This window comes from Mixta mediterraneensis (genome assembly GCF_030283135.1).
In the GTDB taxonomy this organism is placed as follows: Bacteria; Pseudomonadota; Gammaproteobacteria; order Enterobacterales; family Enterobacteriaceae; genus Pantoea; species Pantoea mediterraneensis.
In genome coordinates this window covers 1-14,608 of record NZ_JASUAZ010000021.1, presented here as the reverse complement: position 1 = coordinate 14,608, position 14,608 = coordinate 1, and the positions used below count along the sequence as shown (strand labels likewise).

Here is a 14,608-nt window from a genome sequence, read left to right as displayed (position 1 = left end):
CATTAACCACATGCTTTTGATCGCTGCACGCGCGGCGCGATCAGAGTGAAATTAATCCCTTAATGGGCAGTAAGTTGTTCAATGCGTATAAGACGTTTTTAAGCCCGCGTAGCGTGCCTGCAATCACTCGATAGAAAATAGATTTTGTTCACGTTTGTCAAAATGTGTTGCATTACAATTCAACTGAAATGTGATCTAAATCACATAAACAATCCTCTGCGAAGGGAACCCGACCCGTGTTTGCGTTGTCGTGGGGTCGGGCTTCAGGCGGGTGTGACAGATCAGGGAAGGGTAACGCGAACCTGTAAGCCGCAAATTGTTCCCTGCGGATTAAAACAGTTAGAAAGCGCAACGTGGATACGGTGTTTTTCCGCTACGCTGCGTACAATCGATAACCCCAGGCCGCTGCCCTGGGCTTGCACATCGGGTGAGCGCGTAAAGCGATCAAAAGCACGATCGATAAAGGATTCTGGTATGCCTGGTCCGTTATCGACAATGTCCACCACCGTATGACCGGCAACGCGGTGCAGTAACACATCCACCAGACTGCCTTCTGGCGTATGTAACATGGCATTACCAATCAGGTTGTCGAACAGGCTGCGCAATTCGGAGCGGCTGGCCTGCAAGCGATAGTGCGTCGAACCATTGAATCCAATGTCGATACCACGTTTATCCGCGACCACCATGAGCTGTTCAATGCTCTCTTTCAGTAACGCTTCCAGCTCGATATTTTCAACGCTGGCTACCACGGTTTGGTCTTCCTGACGCGAGATATTCAGCAGCTGTGTCACCAGGTGGCGGGTACGTGTCACCCCCGCTTCCAGCTGATCGAACTGGCGGCTGGCTTCGCCCGGCTGAATATGCTGGCGCAAATTCTCCAGTTGCAGCGTGACTGCAGTCACAGGGGTACGCAATTCATGAGCAGCATCTTCAAGAAACTGGCGCTGCGCCGACCAGGCGGCACGTAATTTATCAAGCAGCGAGTTATAAGCAGCGACCAGCGGCAGGATTTCATCCGGTAAGCCGTCGGGTGAAACGCTGTGGGGATGATGCGTATCCTGCGCGGTGATCTCCCGAGATGCCACCCGTAGATCGCGCGTGATCTTGCGTACCACCAGCCAGATCACCAGCAGCGAAAGCGGCATCATCAGGATCAAAGGGATAATCGCCGACAGCGCTCGTTTTACCATTAACCCCTTCATATAACTTAAGTTATGCATCACCTGAATGGTTTTGATATCACTGCCAGGCTGGCCAGGGCGGGTATAAATACGCCATTCGCAGTCGTGGCAGTCACCAATATCGGCATCGTGATAACCCTTTTTCGCCAGCAGCGGAGCGTGCAATTCTGGCCACGAACTGGCGCGTAGCTTGCCTTCACTGTCCCAAAGCTGAACCACAAAAGCACTTTTCAGTTTGTCGGCTGGCATCATGAGTGGCATTAGCGCAGGGATCTGTTTGTTAGTCGCCCAGGCATCAGCAATTTTGGCGAGCTGCTCGTCCTTCATGGTGCCGATCATGTCGCCATAGCAGCTAAAGAAATACCAGCTCACGCCGCCAATCATCAACAGATGGATAACCAACAGCGTGCTGAGTAATTTGTTACGCAGCGAGCGCATAAAAGTGAAAGGTCTCATATTGCAGGCACTCGCCATCCCAGCCCGCGCACGTTGCGGATCGCGTCGTTGTCTAATTTGCGGCGCATACCATGAATCAACACATCCACCGCATTACTGGTGACTTCCTCTCCCCAACCATAGATCCGATTTTCCAGCTGCTCGCGTGACAAAATGGCGCCCGGACGCTCCAGCAGCGCATACAATAAAGCATATTCGCGTGCGGTAAGCTGCTCGCGCTGGCCTTTGTACATGACTTCGCGTGTCATCATATCCAGCTGAACATCGCCGCTGCCGAGCACGGAGTCCGCAGCACCATGACGGCGCCGGGTAATTGCTCGCATTCGTGCCAGTACTTCTTGCAAATCGAAAGGTTTAAGAAGGTAATCATCAGCACCGCTGTCCAGGCCCTGCACGCGCTGCGCCACGCTATCGCGTGCAGTGAGAATCAATACGGGCGTGGCATCGCCACGGCTACGCGCACGACGCAGCACATGTAAGCCATCATCGCGTGGCAATCCAAGATCAAGCAATACGCAGCTGTAGCCGCCCTCAGCCCAGGCATTATGCGCAAAAATGCCATCGCGAACCCAGTCAACCGACCAGCCCGCAGACTCCAGCGCCTGCCGCAAATTCGCGCCAATCATTTCATCATCTTCAACCAACAAGACACGCATGGATGATGTCCTCCAGAAAGTTGCTGGCAGTGTAGCGCTGGATAATTAGCGCAGAATTATACCCGTCATACTTCGCGCCGCAGGTGCGTTGGCTGCATTTTTTCGTGCCAGTCAGCGGATTAAATGCACTTGCTAATTCTGCGCTAATTTTCCGCTAATTAAGGGATAAATTTAACGCGCTACAGTGGGTTCACTGCACATCAGGCCATATCAGGAGGAACCCATGAATCAGCGCGAGTTTATCCGTAGTTTGCTGGAATGGATTGAAAGCAATTTAGGACACGATCTGCATCTGGATGAGGTGGCGCGTCGTTCCGGCTACTCTCGCTGGCATCTACAGCGACTCTTCCGGCAACATACCGGATTTTCGCTGGCAGAATATATTCGTCAGCGGCGTTTAACCGAATCCGCTCTGACCTTGCTCAGCAGCAACGACGCTATTTTACAGGTAGCGATGAATTACGGTTTTGATACCCAACAGGCGTATACCCGTACCTTTAAAAATTATTTTATGATAACGCCCGGCCAGTTGCGTCGCCAAAAGCGAGTCGAGCCGGATCGGCTACTGTTTCCGCTGGCAATGGCGAGCTGAAAAATTGCATGACACTCTGATTATAAAACGCCAGTCAGAATGTCATGCATAGCGCTTAATATTTTTGGTGAGCACGTCTGATGTTGCGCTTAATTTAATTATCCCTCTTTATCCCTGCCTGAATACCCGCCGTCATTTTTTCCTTGAACGTATATTCCAGTGGATCGCCCGCAACGTTTTCTGCTATTGAGGAACGTCAGTCAATTTATTGTGCGACATCGTACTGAATTAACTGGCTGCTGCCTGGAGGTTGCTTACCGGCAACAGAACGGGCTGGAGAAGAATTATCTCAGCGTAACGGCAGTTTAAGGGCCGCGCTTGTTAGCCTGCTATTCTGAACATTATTGGAACATTTGCTATGGAACAGAGTTCGGTTGCGCCAGAGTTTCAGCACTGGAAACGTAATTTATGGGTTTGTGTGCTGGGATCATTCAGCACTATTGTGGCGATGACGCTGCTGCTACCGTTTTTGCCGCTGTATGTGCAGCAGCTGGGAGTAGAAGAGCCTGCTGCAATCGCCCGGTGGTCTGGCATCGCATATGGCGCAACGTTTTTTAGTGCCGCACTGACCGCGCCGCTGTGGGGTAAGCTGGCGGATCGCTATGGACGCAAGCTGATGCTCATTCGCGCCAGCCTCGGCATGGCGGTTGCGATGTCGTTAATTGGCATGGCGACGGCACCGTGGCAACTGGTCGCACTGCGTCTGCTGGCAGGTTTACTGGGCGGTTATGCCTCCGGCTCGACCATCCTTGTCGCCTCACAAACGCCAAAAGCGCAAACCGGCTGGGCGCTTGGCGTGTTGTCGTCCGGGATTATGGCTGGCAATGTGGTTGGTCCGCTGCTGGGAGGGCTGCTGCCACCGCTGATTGGCATTCGCCAGACATTCTGGTTAACGGGCGCGGTGATTTTTCTCGCTTTTCTGGCGACTACGTTTTTATTAAAAGAAGTGCCAAAACAAAAAGTTAAAAACAAAACCAGCGCAGCCTTGGTTCAGTCAGCGCAACCTGTTAACCACACCGTAGTGCGCCTTATGTGGCTGTCCGGCATGCTGCTGATTTTTGCTAACATGTCGATTGAGCCGATTATTACGCTGTATATCGGTCAGTTCGTACAGGGCGAACATGCAATCACGCTAATGGCTGGGTTAGTGATGTCTGCCGCCGCGCTGGGCAGTATTCTCTCCGCACCCAGGCTGGGTAAACTGGCGGATCGTAACGGCCACTGGCGTGTGTTAACGGGCGGATTGCTGCTGTGTGCGCTGTTGTTGATTCCGCAGGCGTTTATTTCCGCAGCATGGCAACTGGTGGTGTTGAGATTTTTCATGGGAATGGCGCTGGGTGGCTTGTTGCCATGTATTACGGCGATTATTCGCCATAATGTGCCAGAAGCGCAGGTCGGACGAATGCTGGGGTATTCAACCTCCGCGCAATATATCGGTCAGGTCAGCGGCCCGCTGTTTGGCGGGTTCGTTGGTGGTGCGTTTGGTATGCGCCCGGTATTTTTAGCGACTTGCGTAGTGATGGCGCTCTGTGGCTGGCTGAACTGGCGACAAAGCCGCTAAGCGAGCCGCAATAAAAAAGGCGGACCGAAGTCCGCCCTGGATCATTAAGGCAAATTACTTCGCGTCGGGTAACGCATAAGCAATCACATAATCACCCAACTTCGTACCAAACGAACCGTGACCGCCAGCGGCGATGACAACATACTGTTTGCCATTCGCTTCATAGGTCATTGGCGTCGCCTGGCCACCAGCTGGCAAACGTGCCTGCCATAGCAGCTCGCCCGTATCAGTGCTGAATGCGCGCAGATAATTATCTGCGGTTGCACCGATAAAGAACACTTTACCAGCGGTAGTGATGGGGCCACCCAGCATTGGCATACCCATTTTAAACGGTAACGGAACCGGGGCGCTGTCGCGCACGGTACCGATACGTTTTTTCCACACGACGTTGTTGGTTTTCAGATCAACAGCAGAAACGTAGCCCCATGCTGGTTGCTTACAAGGCAGACCAAATGGTGACAGGAACGGATTCAGCTCAACGCCGTAAGGCACGCCATACTGCGGCTGGATACCTGTTTCTGTACCGGAACCGCCTTTAGCATCTTCTGACGGTTCGATCGGGTTGCCCGGACCGCGTGGGATCAGCTTCGAGACAAACGGCAGCGCCATCGGGTTGGCAATGGCGATCTGGCGATGAGGATCGACCGCAATACCGCCCCACTCGAACATACCCAGGTTACCAGGGAACACCAGCGTACCTTGCTCTGATGGCGGAGTGAACGGCCCTTCATAGCGCAGACGCTTAAAGATTACGCGGCACACCAGCTGGTCATACAGGGTAGCGCCCCACATGTCCTTGTCTGTCAGATTCTGTTTCGGACGGAAGGTCAATCCAGAGTACGGCTGCGTTGCAGAGACGTGATCGCCTTTCGCTGCACCCTGTGGCACGGGTGTTTCTGGTGCCGGAACCACTGGCTTACCGGTACGGCGATCCAGCACAAAGATGTTACCGATTTTTGCTGGTGCATAAATCACCGGAACGGTGTTGCCATCTTTATCGGTGATGTCGGCCAGCGTAGGTTGAGACGGCAGATCCATATCCCACAAATCGTGGTGAACGGTCTGATACGACCATACCAGCTTACCGGTGGTGGCGTTCAGCGCCAGCACGCTGCTCGCGTAGCGCTCCTGCTCTGGCGTGCGGTTGCCGCCCCAAATATCAGGCGTAGTCACACCCATTGGTAGGTAAACGGTATCCAGTTTCGGATCGTAGACCGCTGGCGCCCATGAGTTTGGCGAGTTCATGGTGAAGGTGTGTTCATCAGCCGGAATCGCATTAGGATCTTTCGCACCCGGATCAAACACCCACTGCAACTTACCGGTGTTCACATCAAAGCCACGAATGGCGCCGGACGGTTCACGGGTCGAGTAGTTATCGGTGACCGCACCAGCAATGACGATAGTGGTATCCGTGATAACCGGTGGAGAGGTTGGCTCATACTGGCCGGATGTCTTCACTGGCTGACTGTGTTGCAGATCCAGCTCGCCGTTGTTAGCGAATGACGGACAACGCTTACCGGTTTCGGCATCCAGCGCAAACAGGCGACCATCGTTGACAGGCAGATAGATGCGGCGTGAGCACAGCGCAGGCTGGCTATTTGCGGCGTCGGCTGCTGTCGGCATTTCATGGTAAGAGACGCCACGGCAGGTTACATGCTGGAAGGTTGGATTCGGTTTCAGGCCCGGATCAAACTTCCACTTTTGCTTACCGGTTGTCGCATCCAGCGCAAACAGAATCTGGTGGGGTGAGCAAAGATAAAGCGTGTCGCGGATTTTAATCGGCGTTACTTCATCGGTGATTTCACCTGGATCGTTTGCGGTTTTCAAATCGCCGGTCTGGAACTGCCAGGCAACCTGAAGTTCTTTGACGTTTTGATTATTGATCTGCTTCAGCGGAGAGAAACGCGTACCTTGCTGATCGCGGGCATAAGCCGGCCAGTCAGCATCAGCAATGTTGCTCAGCGGTTGGGCTGGCGGTGCATTATCGGCAGTAGCGGGTACTGAACCGTTAATCGCCTGCGGATCGTTAAAAGCGGAGTAGGCCAGAACGACAACGCTGGCAATCAGCGCGATACCCATGGCGCTTAATGCCCCTTTACCGATGCTGTTAAAGCCACGGTAAACAAACGGCAGGATCAGCCAGATACCGAAGATCACCAGCACATCGGTACGTGGTGCCAGCGCCCAGAAATCCGTGCCGAATTCCCAGATACCCCATACCAGCGTGGCGAGTAGCAGCAAAGCATAAATGACCAGCGCTGCGCTATTGCGACGCCAAATCAGGAAAGCGGTGAGCAGCATCACTGCACCACCGATGATGTAATACCAGGAACCACCAATGGCGGCTAACCAAATACCGCCAATCAGCATAAATGCGCCTGTCAGCGCGGCGAACAGCACTGTCAGAAAGCGAATTACACCAAAAGATGAGGAGTTTTTCCCCATAATATCGACCTCGTTTCGTTGCCATAAAACACAAGAAAACAACCAGATAAGCTGTTTTCAGTCATAAAGTACGGATGGTTTAGGGTGTTCTTAAATGACTCTTCCACTAAGTCAGGCTATCCCTGTGAAGTAAATGTTATAGCAAAATTAGTATAAGGTTTGATTTTTTTAGCGTGATGCTCTTGATGTTATCTGTAATACGACATTTTATGGGGTTATCTGGTAGGTAAGTATGCGGCTATATGCTCTTAAGGCAACCATGCAAAATATACCGTTACATTTGCAGTCATGCTGCCGCAGAGCATTGTTGTGGCTTATCGCTGGCTATTCAGTACAGTGGACTGCTCAGCCGATAAGCGATGCCCTTGTCAACGAAGAATGTCCTTATTTTTTCTATGGTAAAAGTCGGTCAGAAAATCAGAGAACGTGAAGGTTGAGTAACGATCATTAAAAATTTCGCCCAGCATAATGGCCGTGAACGGAAAAATGACCGCCAATGCCAGTCTGCCCCTGGTGGCGCAAAAACATAAAAGCCAAAGCGGAATGCTTCTGTCTATGCTGGCAGTGCAACGGAATATGCTTTAACCGTATAACTATTCCCCCTTTGCGCACGTTTATTTTACCCACGAGAAAAAGACGCGGGCATATTTAATATCATTCCTGATATTATTTTCTCGCACGGGAAGAGGATTACTTCTGCCTCAGTCGGGAATTGATTACGCAGAAAAATCATTAACTATGCCTGACTTCTTCCACCTTGCATGGGACCAGGGCGCGCTACAGACGTGCCTGTATCAGTACAGTTTATAAGATGGATGGGTTCGGTAACGTATGAAATTTATAAAGGGTTTTCCCGTCTCTGGATAAAAATGAATTCATTATTGATAGGATCAATTTCACCACAAAAAACAGGGCTAAATAGAAAAATTCTCTAAGCCAACCCCGCCGTTTATTCGCTGAAATAACCTTAATCCAGGCAATGATCAGAATTATTTCCTCACATTCTGATGATTGTTTAAATAGATTCAACCTGCAGAGTAAACAGATGAGAATAATAAATTTCGAATGGCATCACATAAGTGAGTGAATGTTAAGTGTCCGCACGCACTGCCGTTGCCTGACAGCATAATTTCCCGCATTCTGACGCGTTGTGAAAACAGGGTAAGACGTTAACACGTCGCTGATAATACCGCGCAACGACGCGGAACAGGCCGCTTCGGCCAATTAAGAGATGGGATGGAAGTATGAGATTTATGGCATCGGCAGCGGAAGATTCGCTGCTGCGACATCGTGCGTTTGTTGCTTTCTGGCTGGCGCGAACCTGCTCGTCGTTTGGTTTTCAGATGTTTTCAGTCGCCATTAGCTGGCAAATCTACGCGCTAACTCACAACGCGCTGGCGCTGGGAATGATCGGTTTGATGCAATTTTTGCCGTCAGTTTTGCTGGCGCTACCTGCCGGGCATTTAGCCGATCAGTTTGATCGCCGTCGTATCGTACTGCTGGGTCAGATCATTGAGTTCGCTGCGCTGATTGTCCTGGTTCTGCTGACGTTGTTTAACGGGGCCGATAAAACCGCACTGTGGGGACTGGTCTTTATGATCTCGGTAGCAAAAGCGCTGGAATGGCCGGCGATGTCGTCCATGCTGCCTGCGCTAGTGCCTCCGTCAATGTTAGCCCGCGCGATGGCGACAAATGCGGTAGGCGGCCAGGCTGCGGTGATAGTCGGCCCTACGTTAGGCGGCTTGCTGTATGTCGCTGGCCCGGATGTGGTGTATGGCGTTTCCGGGCTGTTTTATTTCATCTCGCTGGTGCTGGTTAGCCGCTTGCATTATGAACGTCCGCCGCAAACGCGATTGCCGATGAATATGAAAAACCTGTTTGCCGGTATCCATTTTATCCGTGAGCGAAAAGAGGTTCTGGGGGTGATTTCACTCGATCTGTTTGCGGTGCTGCTCGGTGGCGCAACGGCGCTACTGCCGATTTTCGCAAAAGACATTTTGCATACCGGCCCTTGGGGACTGGGGATGTTGCGCGGCGCGCCTTCCGTCGGTGCATTACTGGTGGGGCTGTGGCTGAGTCGCAACAAGCTGGAGAAGAACGTCGGGATGGTGATGTTTGGATCAGTGGCGGGTTTTGGTGTCGCCACGCTGGTGTTTGCGCTTTCCAGCCAGCTCTGGCTGTCACTGATTGCGTTGGCGGCGCTTGGCGGTTTCGACATGATCAGTATGGTGATCCGCGGTTCGCTGGTGCAGCTGGATACGCCGGATGATATGCGCGGGCGCGTGAATGCCGTCAATGCCATCTTTATCAATACCTCCAATCAGCTGGGCGAATTTGAATCTGGTTTGCTTGCCGCCTGGCTGGGGGCCGCGCCCGCCGCAGCCATTGGCGGCATCGGTACGCTGATTGTGGTGGCGCTGTGGATGAAGTTATTCCCGCATCTGCGTAAACGGCAAAAGCTGGAAAATGAAGGGTAACCCTAAAAAACCAGCCCGCAGGCCGATTAACGGCGCTTGTTAGTCATTACCGCGATAACAATCTGAGGTGTGAAGGGGAAGCGCGCGTCGGGCTTTGCTGGTCTGGTGTCATATGCAGTCCGGTTCGCCGCAAATGCACTGCGGCGGCTAATGTTGTCCGTGACGGCAAACTTAACATCAATATTGAGCTGTGAGGTTTGCGGAAGATGTTTGAATTAACCTTACTGTTTTTTAAGTTACGCCGCTGCTTTTGCCATCGTTATGGGCTGTTGTGATTTACCTTTTTTTCGCCTATCGTTCGCGCTTCATTAATGAAACACGGCTAAAAGTGGCGAAGGCGGGGGAAACAGGTGCAATCACATTATCTTCTCGGCATTGATGGCGGCGGCACCCGCTGTCGTGCACGGTTAACCCTGAACGGCACGGTGCTGGCAGAAACCACTGGCGGTCCCGCCAACGTCTGGTCAGATTACAACGCAGCATTACAAAACGTTGAACAGCTTACAGTCCAGGTAATGGCGCAAGCAGGATTACCGCCGCAGACGCTGGCTCAAACTATTCTGGTCGCAGGGCTGGCAGGCGCGAATATCGCGTCGGTAAAAGCACGGCTGGCGAGTTGGCAGCCGCCGTGCGTTGCAGTGCAGGTGGTCAGCGATGTCGAGATAGCCTGCATCGGCGCACATGCAGGCGAACCTGGCGCGGTATTTATTACCGGCACTGGTAGCCAGGGCGCAGCCTGGAACGGCGAATATTTTACCCTGCTTGGAGGCTGGGGTTTTGCGCTTTCTGATCAGGGTTCTGGCGCCGAATTAGGACGCCGTGCGTTACGGCTGGCGCTGTTGGCGCATGAAGATATTATTGAAAAAACGGATTTTAGCACCCGCTTAATGGCGCAATTTGATGACAGCCCGGAAACCATGTTGCTGTGGTCGCGAGACGCTACACCGGCTGACTGGGCGCGCGTAGTGCCGCAAATCGTCGCGGCGGCTCAGACCGGCGATCGCCATGCCTATGCGTTACTGCAACAAACCGCTGAGGATATTGGTTTGATGGTGCGCCGGTTAACCCGGTTAAGCGCTGGACGTTTAGCGCTGATGGGGGGACTAGCTGAGCCGATTCAGCCTTGGCTGGCGGCCGATACTCAGGCCCGGCTGGTGGCTCCTCAATATGATGCGCTGGCAGGTGCTTTAATACTGGCACAACGCATTAACCAATAAATTCAGCAGGTTATGGACATCGCGTATTCGTCATACTGATCTAACCGCTCGCCGTAGCTTGATGCTATTGCAGGTTATCCATCGTTAGCGGATGCAGGAATAAGGCTTACGCCTTCAGGCAGATAAAGCGCCGTTTCGCTGATTATCCGCCTGTACGCCTTTGGGCTATTAATGTAGTCGCTGTCCTTGCCCATCAAACTATACGGACGTAAAGCGGATCGTCAGCTGTGAGCCTGGCCATTGAACGGCCTGCGCCGTTGCCGCCAGGCTTTTATACGGCAAGCGTCGTGATAGTAAACTCAGAGCGCGCTGGCGATAGCGGTACCCAGTTCTTCAGTGCTGGCACTGCCGCCGAGATCGCGCGTTAAATGCTGGCCAGCCGCCAGCGTACGCTCAATGGCATCCAGTACCGCATCACCTGCCTCTTTATAGCCAAGATGTTCCAGCATCATTGCACCACACCAAATCTGCCCAATCGGATTGGCAATGCCTTTGCCAGCAATATCCGGTGCGGAACCGTGAACGGGCTCGAACAGACCAGGGAATTTTCCTTCGGGATTGATGTTAGCCGAGGGGGCAATACCAATGGTGCCGGTGCAGGCCGGGCCGAGATCCGACAAAATATCACCGAACAGGTTGCTGGCAACGACCACGTCAAACCAGTCAGGGTGCAGCACGAAGTTAGCCGTTAAAATATCAATGTGATACTTATCCACCTTCACGTCGGGGTAGCGCTCGCCCATCGCTTCGACGCGGCTGTCCCAGTAGGGCATGGTGATGGCAATACCGTTGGATTTGGTCGCGGAGGTCAGATGTTTTTTCGGACGACGCTGTGCCAGTTCGTAGGCAAATTTCAGGACGCGATCGACACCAGTCCGCGTCATAACCGTTTCCTGGATCACGACTTCACGATCGGTGCCGGGGAACATCGTGCCGCCGACGCTGGAGTATTCACCTTCAGTATTTTCACGCACCACATAAAAGTCGATGTCGCCGGGCTGACGGTTCGCCAGCGGCGCTTTCACGCCCGGCATCAGGCGCACCGGACGCAGGTTAACGTACTGATCAAACTCGCGGCGAAATTGCAGTAGCGATCCCCACAGCGAGACATGGTCCGGTACGACATCCGGCCAGCCGACGGCACCAAAATAAATCGCATCGAACGTTTTCAGTTGCGGAAACCAGTCATCCGGCAGCATTTTTCCATGCTGTTGCCAGTATTCGGCACTGGCGTAATCAAACCATTCCCAGCGTAGCGTAATGTTGAACTTTTCTGCCGCCGCGTTCATTACGCGAATGCCTTCCGGCATCACTTCTTTGCCAATACCGTCGCCGGGAATAACCGCAATCCGATGAATTTTCTCTGACACAGGGCACCTCGCAGGTAGATATTTGAACTATTTCGCCATCATACTGTAAGCCGCAGGTGCGCTGGCTGCATGCACAAATTTCAGACGGTTACCGGAGTAACCGCCTAAAAATTTATAAGCCTGCTGTCCTGACAGATTTACTCTTGCGCCGTTTGCTGGCGGCGCTGCTGCATAGGGTAGAAATCACCGGCTTTCAGCGAGGTTTCAATTTCTTCAAGCGTTCGTCCTTTAGTTTCTGGCATCAGGAAGAAGACGAACAGGAAACCCAGCAAATTGAGCAGTGCGTAGAACCACATTGCGCCACCGATACCTAATAAATTCACCATTGACAGCGCGGTGGCAGTCAGCAGCAGGTTTGAGCCCCACAGCATGCCCGCGTGCAGGCTGGTGGCTTTTCACGGATCCCCAGCGGATAGAGTTCAGCACCCATCAGCCAGCCAATCACCTGAATCCCACCTGAATTAAACACCATAAAGCCAAACAGGCACGCCACGATCAGCCAGCTATGCCCGCCACCGTGTGCGTTCATTTTGAACACCGCACCCAGCAGAATCAGGCTCACAATCGCGCCCGGTACCATCCACAACGTCAGCGCGCGGCGGCCAACGTGATCAACGATAAGCTTGCCAATTACCGTCAGCGTCAGATAAATCGCGGCGACACCCAGCGCGGAATACAGCGCCGCATCATGGCTAAATCCCGCGTTAGTCAGAAAAGTCGGGGTGTAGTAAATCATCATTTCGATGCCGGAAAGCTGGGTAAAGGCGGCAATGCCTAAACCCACCAGCAGTGCCGGGCGCAACCACGGTTGCTTCAGATCACGCCAGCCCATGCTGGGTTTGCGCTCAACTTTGTCATGTACGCGCTGAATTTCGCGGATTTCCTGACGAACCTGCTTTTCCGTATCGCGTACCGCATCCAGCGCAATATGCGCTTCCTTCAGGCGCTTTTGTCCTACTAACCAGCGTGGGCTTTCTGGCAGCGGCAGCATGCTAAGGAATAAAATCACCGCAGGGATAGCGGCAACCGCAAACATGGTACGCCAGCTCCAGATATCCTGCATAAAGGTGCCGACCAACGCGGCGGTGAGAATGCCAATGCCAATCGAAATATTGAAGAAAGTGACCAGTCGGCCTCGCTTAGCGGGCGGAGCCAGTTCGGCAATATAGACCGGCACAATCTGCGATGCCCCACCAACCGCAAACCCCAGCACCAGGCGGGCAATGCCAAGCCATAAGGCATTTGGCGATAAACCGGAGCCAATCACACCCAGAGCAAAGATAGCTGCCACGATCATTACCGTATAGCGGCGACCAAGCTGGGTGGACAGTTTGCCGCAGGTTAAGGCGCCAGTCACGGCACCTACCAGAATCGCGCTGGTCACTAATTCCTGTTGATGAGAGGACAACGAAAAATCATGGCTGATTTGTAGCAGTGCGCCGGAAATAATACCGGTGTCATAGCCATAGAGAAAACCTGCAATGGCGGCGATGGCCGTTGCTGTCAATAAAAAGGCATCAGCGCTCAGGAAAGTATTATTTTCACTGCTCGCAGGGGCGGATAACTTTTCATTGTCAGCCGGTTTTTGTCTGTCCGAATGTTTATAGGGTGAGGATGTATTATCTGATACTGGCATAATTTTCCTTGCTCGGTTAAATGATTTTTTTGCCGGGTACGGAGATGCCTTAATTAGCGTCAATGGCTTTGTGTCTTATTTTTTTGAATTAAAAGGTATATCACAGGTTGTGATTAGTGTCACATTTTGAGGGGTGGAGTAGAGCGTTTACCCTGAATTACAGATGGTTTTATCGCTTATTTTTATTTGTATATAATTGTTTTTAAAGGATTTATATCGATGTGTATTTATAATGTTCTGAATTTAATCTAAACCGAAAAAATGAGGGTAATTGCCGGTTGAGACAGACATAAAATACTTATAATTATCTCCTCGGTATGGCGTGATATTCAGATTTACGGCAATAACAGAACGCCTGTGGCCTGCTTTTGGCTGGCAATGTTTTCTGTCACCAGCGCATTGCTGAAATACTAAAAATTGAGCGGCCAGGGCTGGAAGCGTTCCCAGGTGCTGTCATCGACCTGAATTTATTGTTTAGCACGTTGCGCAATTACGCTAATTCTCTCTGTCGCTGATTAAGCTTGTTATATAACACGGTGCAGGCAACTAAAGCGCTGCTGGATAAACAGAAAGCTGCCGTTTATAACGGGATACCTTATAAAACTATCATGAAGGCTAATTACGCTGAATTTGTTGCGGCGAATCAAAAATAAAGTGCTGCACTCCTGAGGCTTAACGCGAGCTGCTCATTTTAGTGGGTGACTCGCACAACGGCAGCAAGCGATGCTGAATTACACCAGGCAAAGGGGCAACAGTGATAACAATCGGTGGTTATTTGCCCACCGTTCACGGATCACTTCAGCGACCGCATTGCGTTTACATCTTTTTTACTAATGCGTATGATTCTCATTCTTTTTATAATTCCCGCCGTGCTGCGGCCTGACGGGAGCCGTTCATGGTTAGGAAACTGAATCGATCCCTTTTGGTTTTCCTAACCATGAATGGTAGCGAGAAAAAGCCGCATGTGGTGGGGACTGTTGTGTTGTAATGCGTAAAAATGCCAGTTTTGCCGTGTTT

8 protein-coding genes and 1 pseudogene are annotated in these 14,608 nt (G+C 52.0%); 4 read left to right on the top strand and 5 right to left on the bottom strand.

All coding sequences use genetic code 11. The features are described 5' to 3' along the window. Positions 1–281: 281 nt before the first annotated feature. Positions 282–1,637 (bottom strand): sensor histidine kinase, encoded by a 1,356-nt coding sequence (locus QRY16_RS13320; protein WP_289776923.1) that lies wholly within the window; start codon positions 1,635–1,637, stop codon positions 282–284. Beyond that, positions 1,634–2,293: a response regulator gene (locus QRY16_RS13315; protein ID WP_289776922.1), complete on the bottom strand. Its 660-nt coding sequence runs from the start codon at positions 2,291–2,293 to the stop codon at positions 1,634–1,636. The genes QRY16_RS13320 and QRY16_RS13315 overlap by 4 nt, the downstream gene beginning before the upstream one ends. A gap of 223 nt (positions 2,294–2,516) precedes the next feature. Here QRY16_RS13315 and QRY16_RS13310 point away from each other — a divergent pair, with 223 nt between their 5' ends. Further along, positions 2,517–2,885 (top strand): helix-turn-helix domain-containing protein, encoded by a 369-nt coding sequence (locus tag QRY16_RS13310; RefSeq protein WP_289776921.1) that lies wholly within the window; start codon positions 2,517–2,519, stop codon positions 2,883–2,885. A gap of 358 nt (positions 2,886–3,243) precedes the next feature. Continuing rightward, positions 3,244–4,446 carry an MFS transporter gene (locus QRY16_RS13305; protein WP_289776920.1) on the top strand — a complete coding sequence of 401 codons (1,203 nt, stop codon included), beginning with the start codon at positions 3,244–3,246 and terminating at the stop codon, positions 4,444–4,446. 54 nt (positions 4,447–4,500) lie between these two features. On the opposite strand, the gene QRY16_RS13300 is transcribed toward QRY16_RS13305, so the two are convergent. Then, positions 4,501–6,891 carry a glucose/quinate/shikimate family membrane-bound PQQ-dependent dehydrogenase gene (locus QRY16_RS13300; RefSeq protein WP_289776919.1) on the bottom strand — a complete coding sequence of 797 codons (2,391 nt, stop codon included), beginning with the start codon at positions 6,889–6,891 and terminating at the stop codon, positions 4,501–4,503. Positions 6,892–8,135: 1,244 nt separating this feature from the next. On the opposite strand from QRY16_RS13300, the gene QRY16_RS13295 reads away from it, so the two are divergent. Then, the gene (locus tag QRY16_RS13295) at positions 8,136–9,368 is read left to right on the top strand and encodes an MFS transporter (RefSeq protein ID WP_289776918.1); all 1,233 of its coding nucleotides are present in this window, start codon (positions 8,136–8,138) and stop codon (positions 9,366–9,368) included. A 350-nt stretch (positions 9,369–9,718) separates the two neighbouring features. Further along, entirely contained in the window at positions 9,719–10,585 is an 867-nt protein-coding gene (locus tag QRY16_RS13290; protein ID WP_289776917.1) for a glucosamine kinase nucleotide-binding domain-containing protein, read from the top strand. Between the two features lie 299 nt (positions 10,586–10,884). Here QRY16_RS13290 and QRY16_RS13285 read toward each other — a convergent pair whose 3' ends face one another. Then, positions 10,885–11,955 (bottom strand): tartrate dehydrogenase, encoded by a 1,071-nt coding sequence (locus QRY16_RS13285; RefSeq protein WP_289776916.1) that lies wholly within the window; start codon positions 11,953–11,955, stop codon positions 10,885–10,887. Between the two features lie 137 nt (positions 11,956–12,092). Continuing rightward, positions 12,093–13,591 (bottom strand): annotated as a pseudogene (locus QRY16_RS13280) (sugar porter family MFS transporter). Positions 13,592–14,608: the final 1,017 nt, after the last annotated feature.

Excerpts from the sequence above, each read along its gene's own strand:
- QRY16_RS13315 (WP_289776922.1), bottom strand. The coding sequence starts at position 2,293 with ATGCGTGTCTTGTTGGTTGAAGATGATGAAATGATTGGCGCGAATTTG.
- QRY16_RS13305 (WP_289776920.1), top strand. The coding sequence starts at position 3,244 with ATGGAACAGAGTTCGGTTGCGCCAGAGTTTCAGCACTGGAAACGTAAT.
- QRY16_RS13300 (WP_289776919.1), bottom strand. The coding sequence starts at position 6,891 with ATGGGGAAAAACTCCTCATCTTTTGGTGTAATTCGCTTTCTGACAGTG.
- QRY16_RS13310 (WP_289776921.1), top strand. The coding sequence starts at position 2,517 with ATGAATCAGCGCGAGTTTATCCGTAGTTTGCTGGAATGGATTGAAAGC.
- QRY16_RS13320 (WP_289776923.1), bottom strand. The coding sequence starts at position 1,637 with ATGAGACCTTTCACTTTTATGCGCTCGCTGCGTAACAAATTACTCAGC.
- QRY16_RS13295 (WP_289776918.1), top strand. The coding sequence starts at position 8,136 with ATGAGATTTATGGCATCGGCAGCGGAAGATTCGCTGCTGCGACATCGT.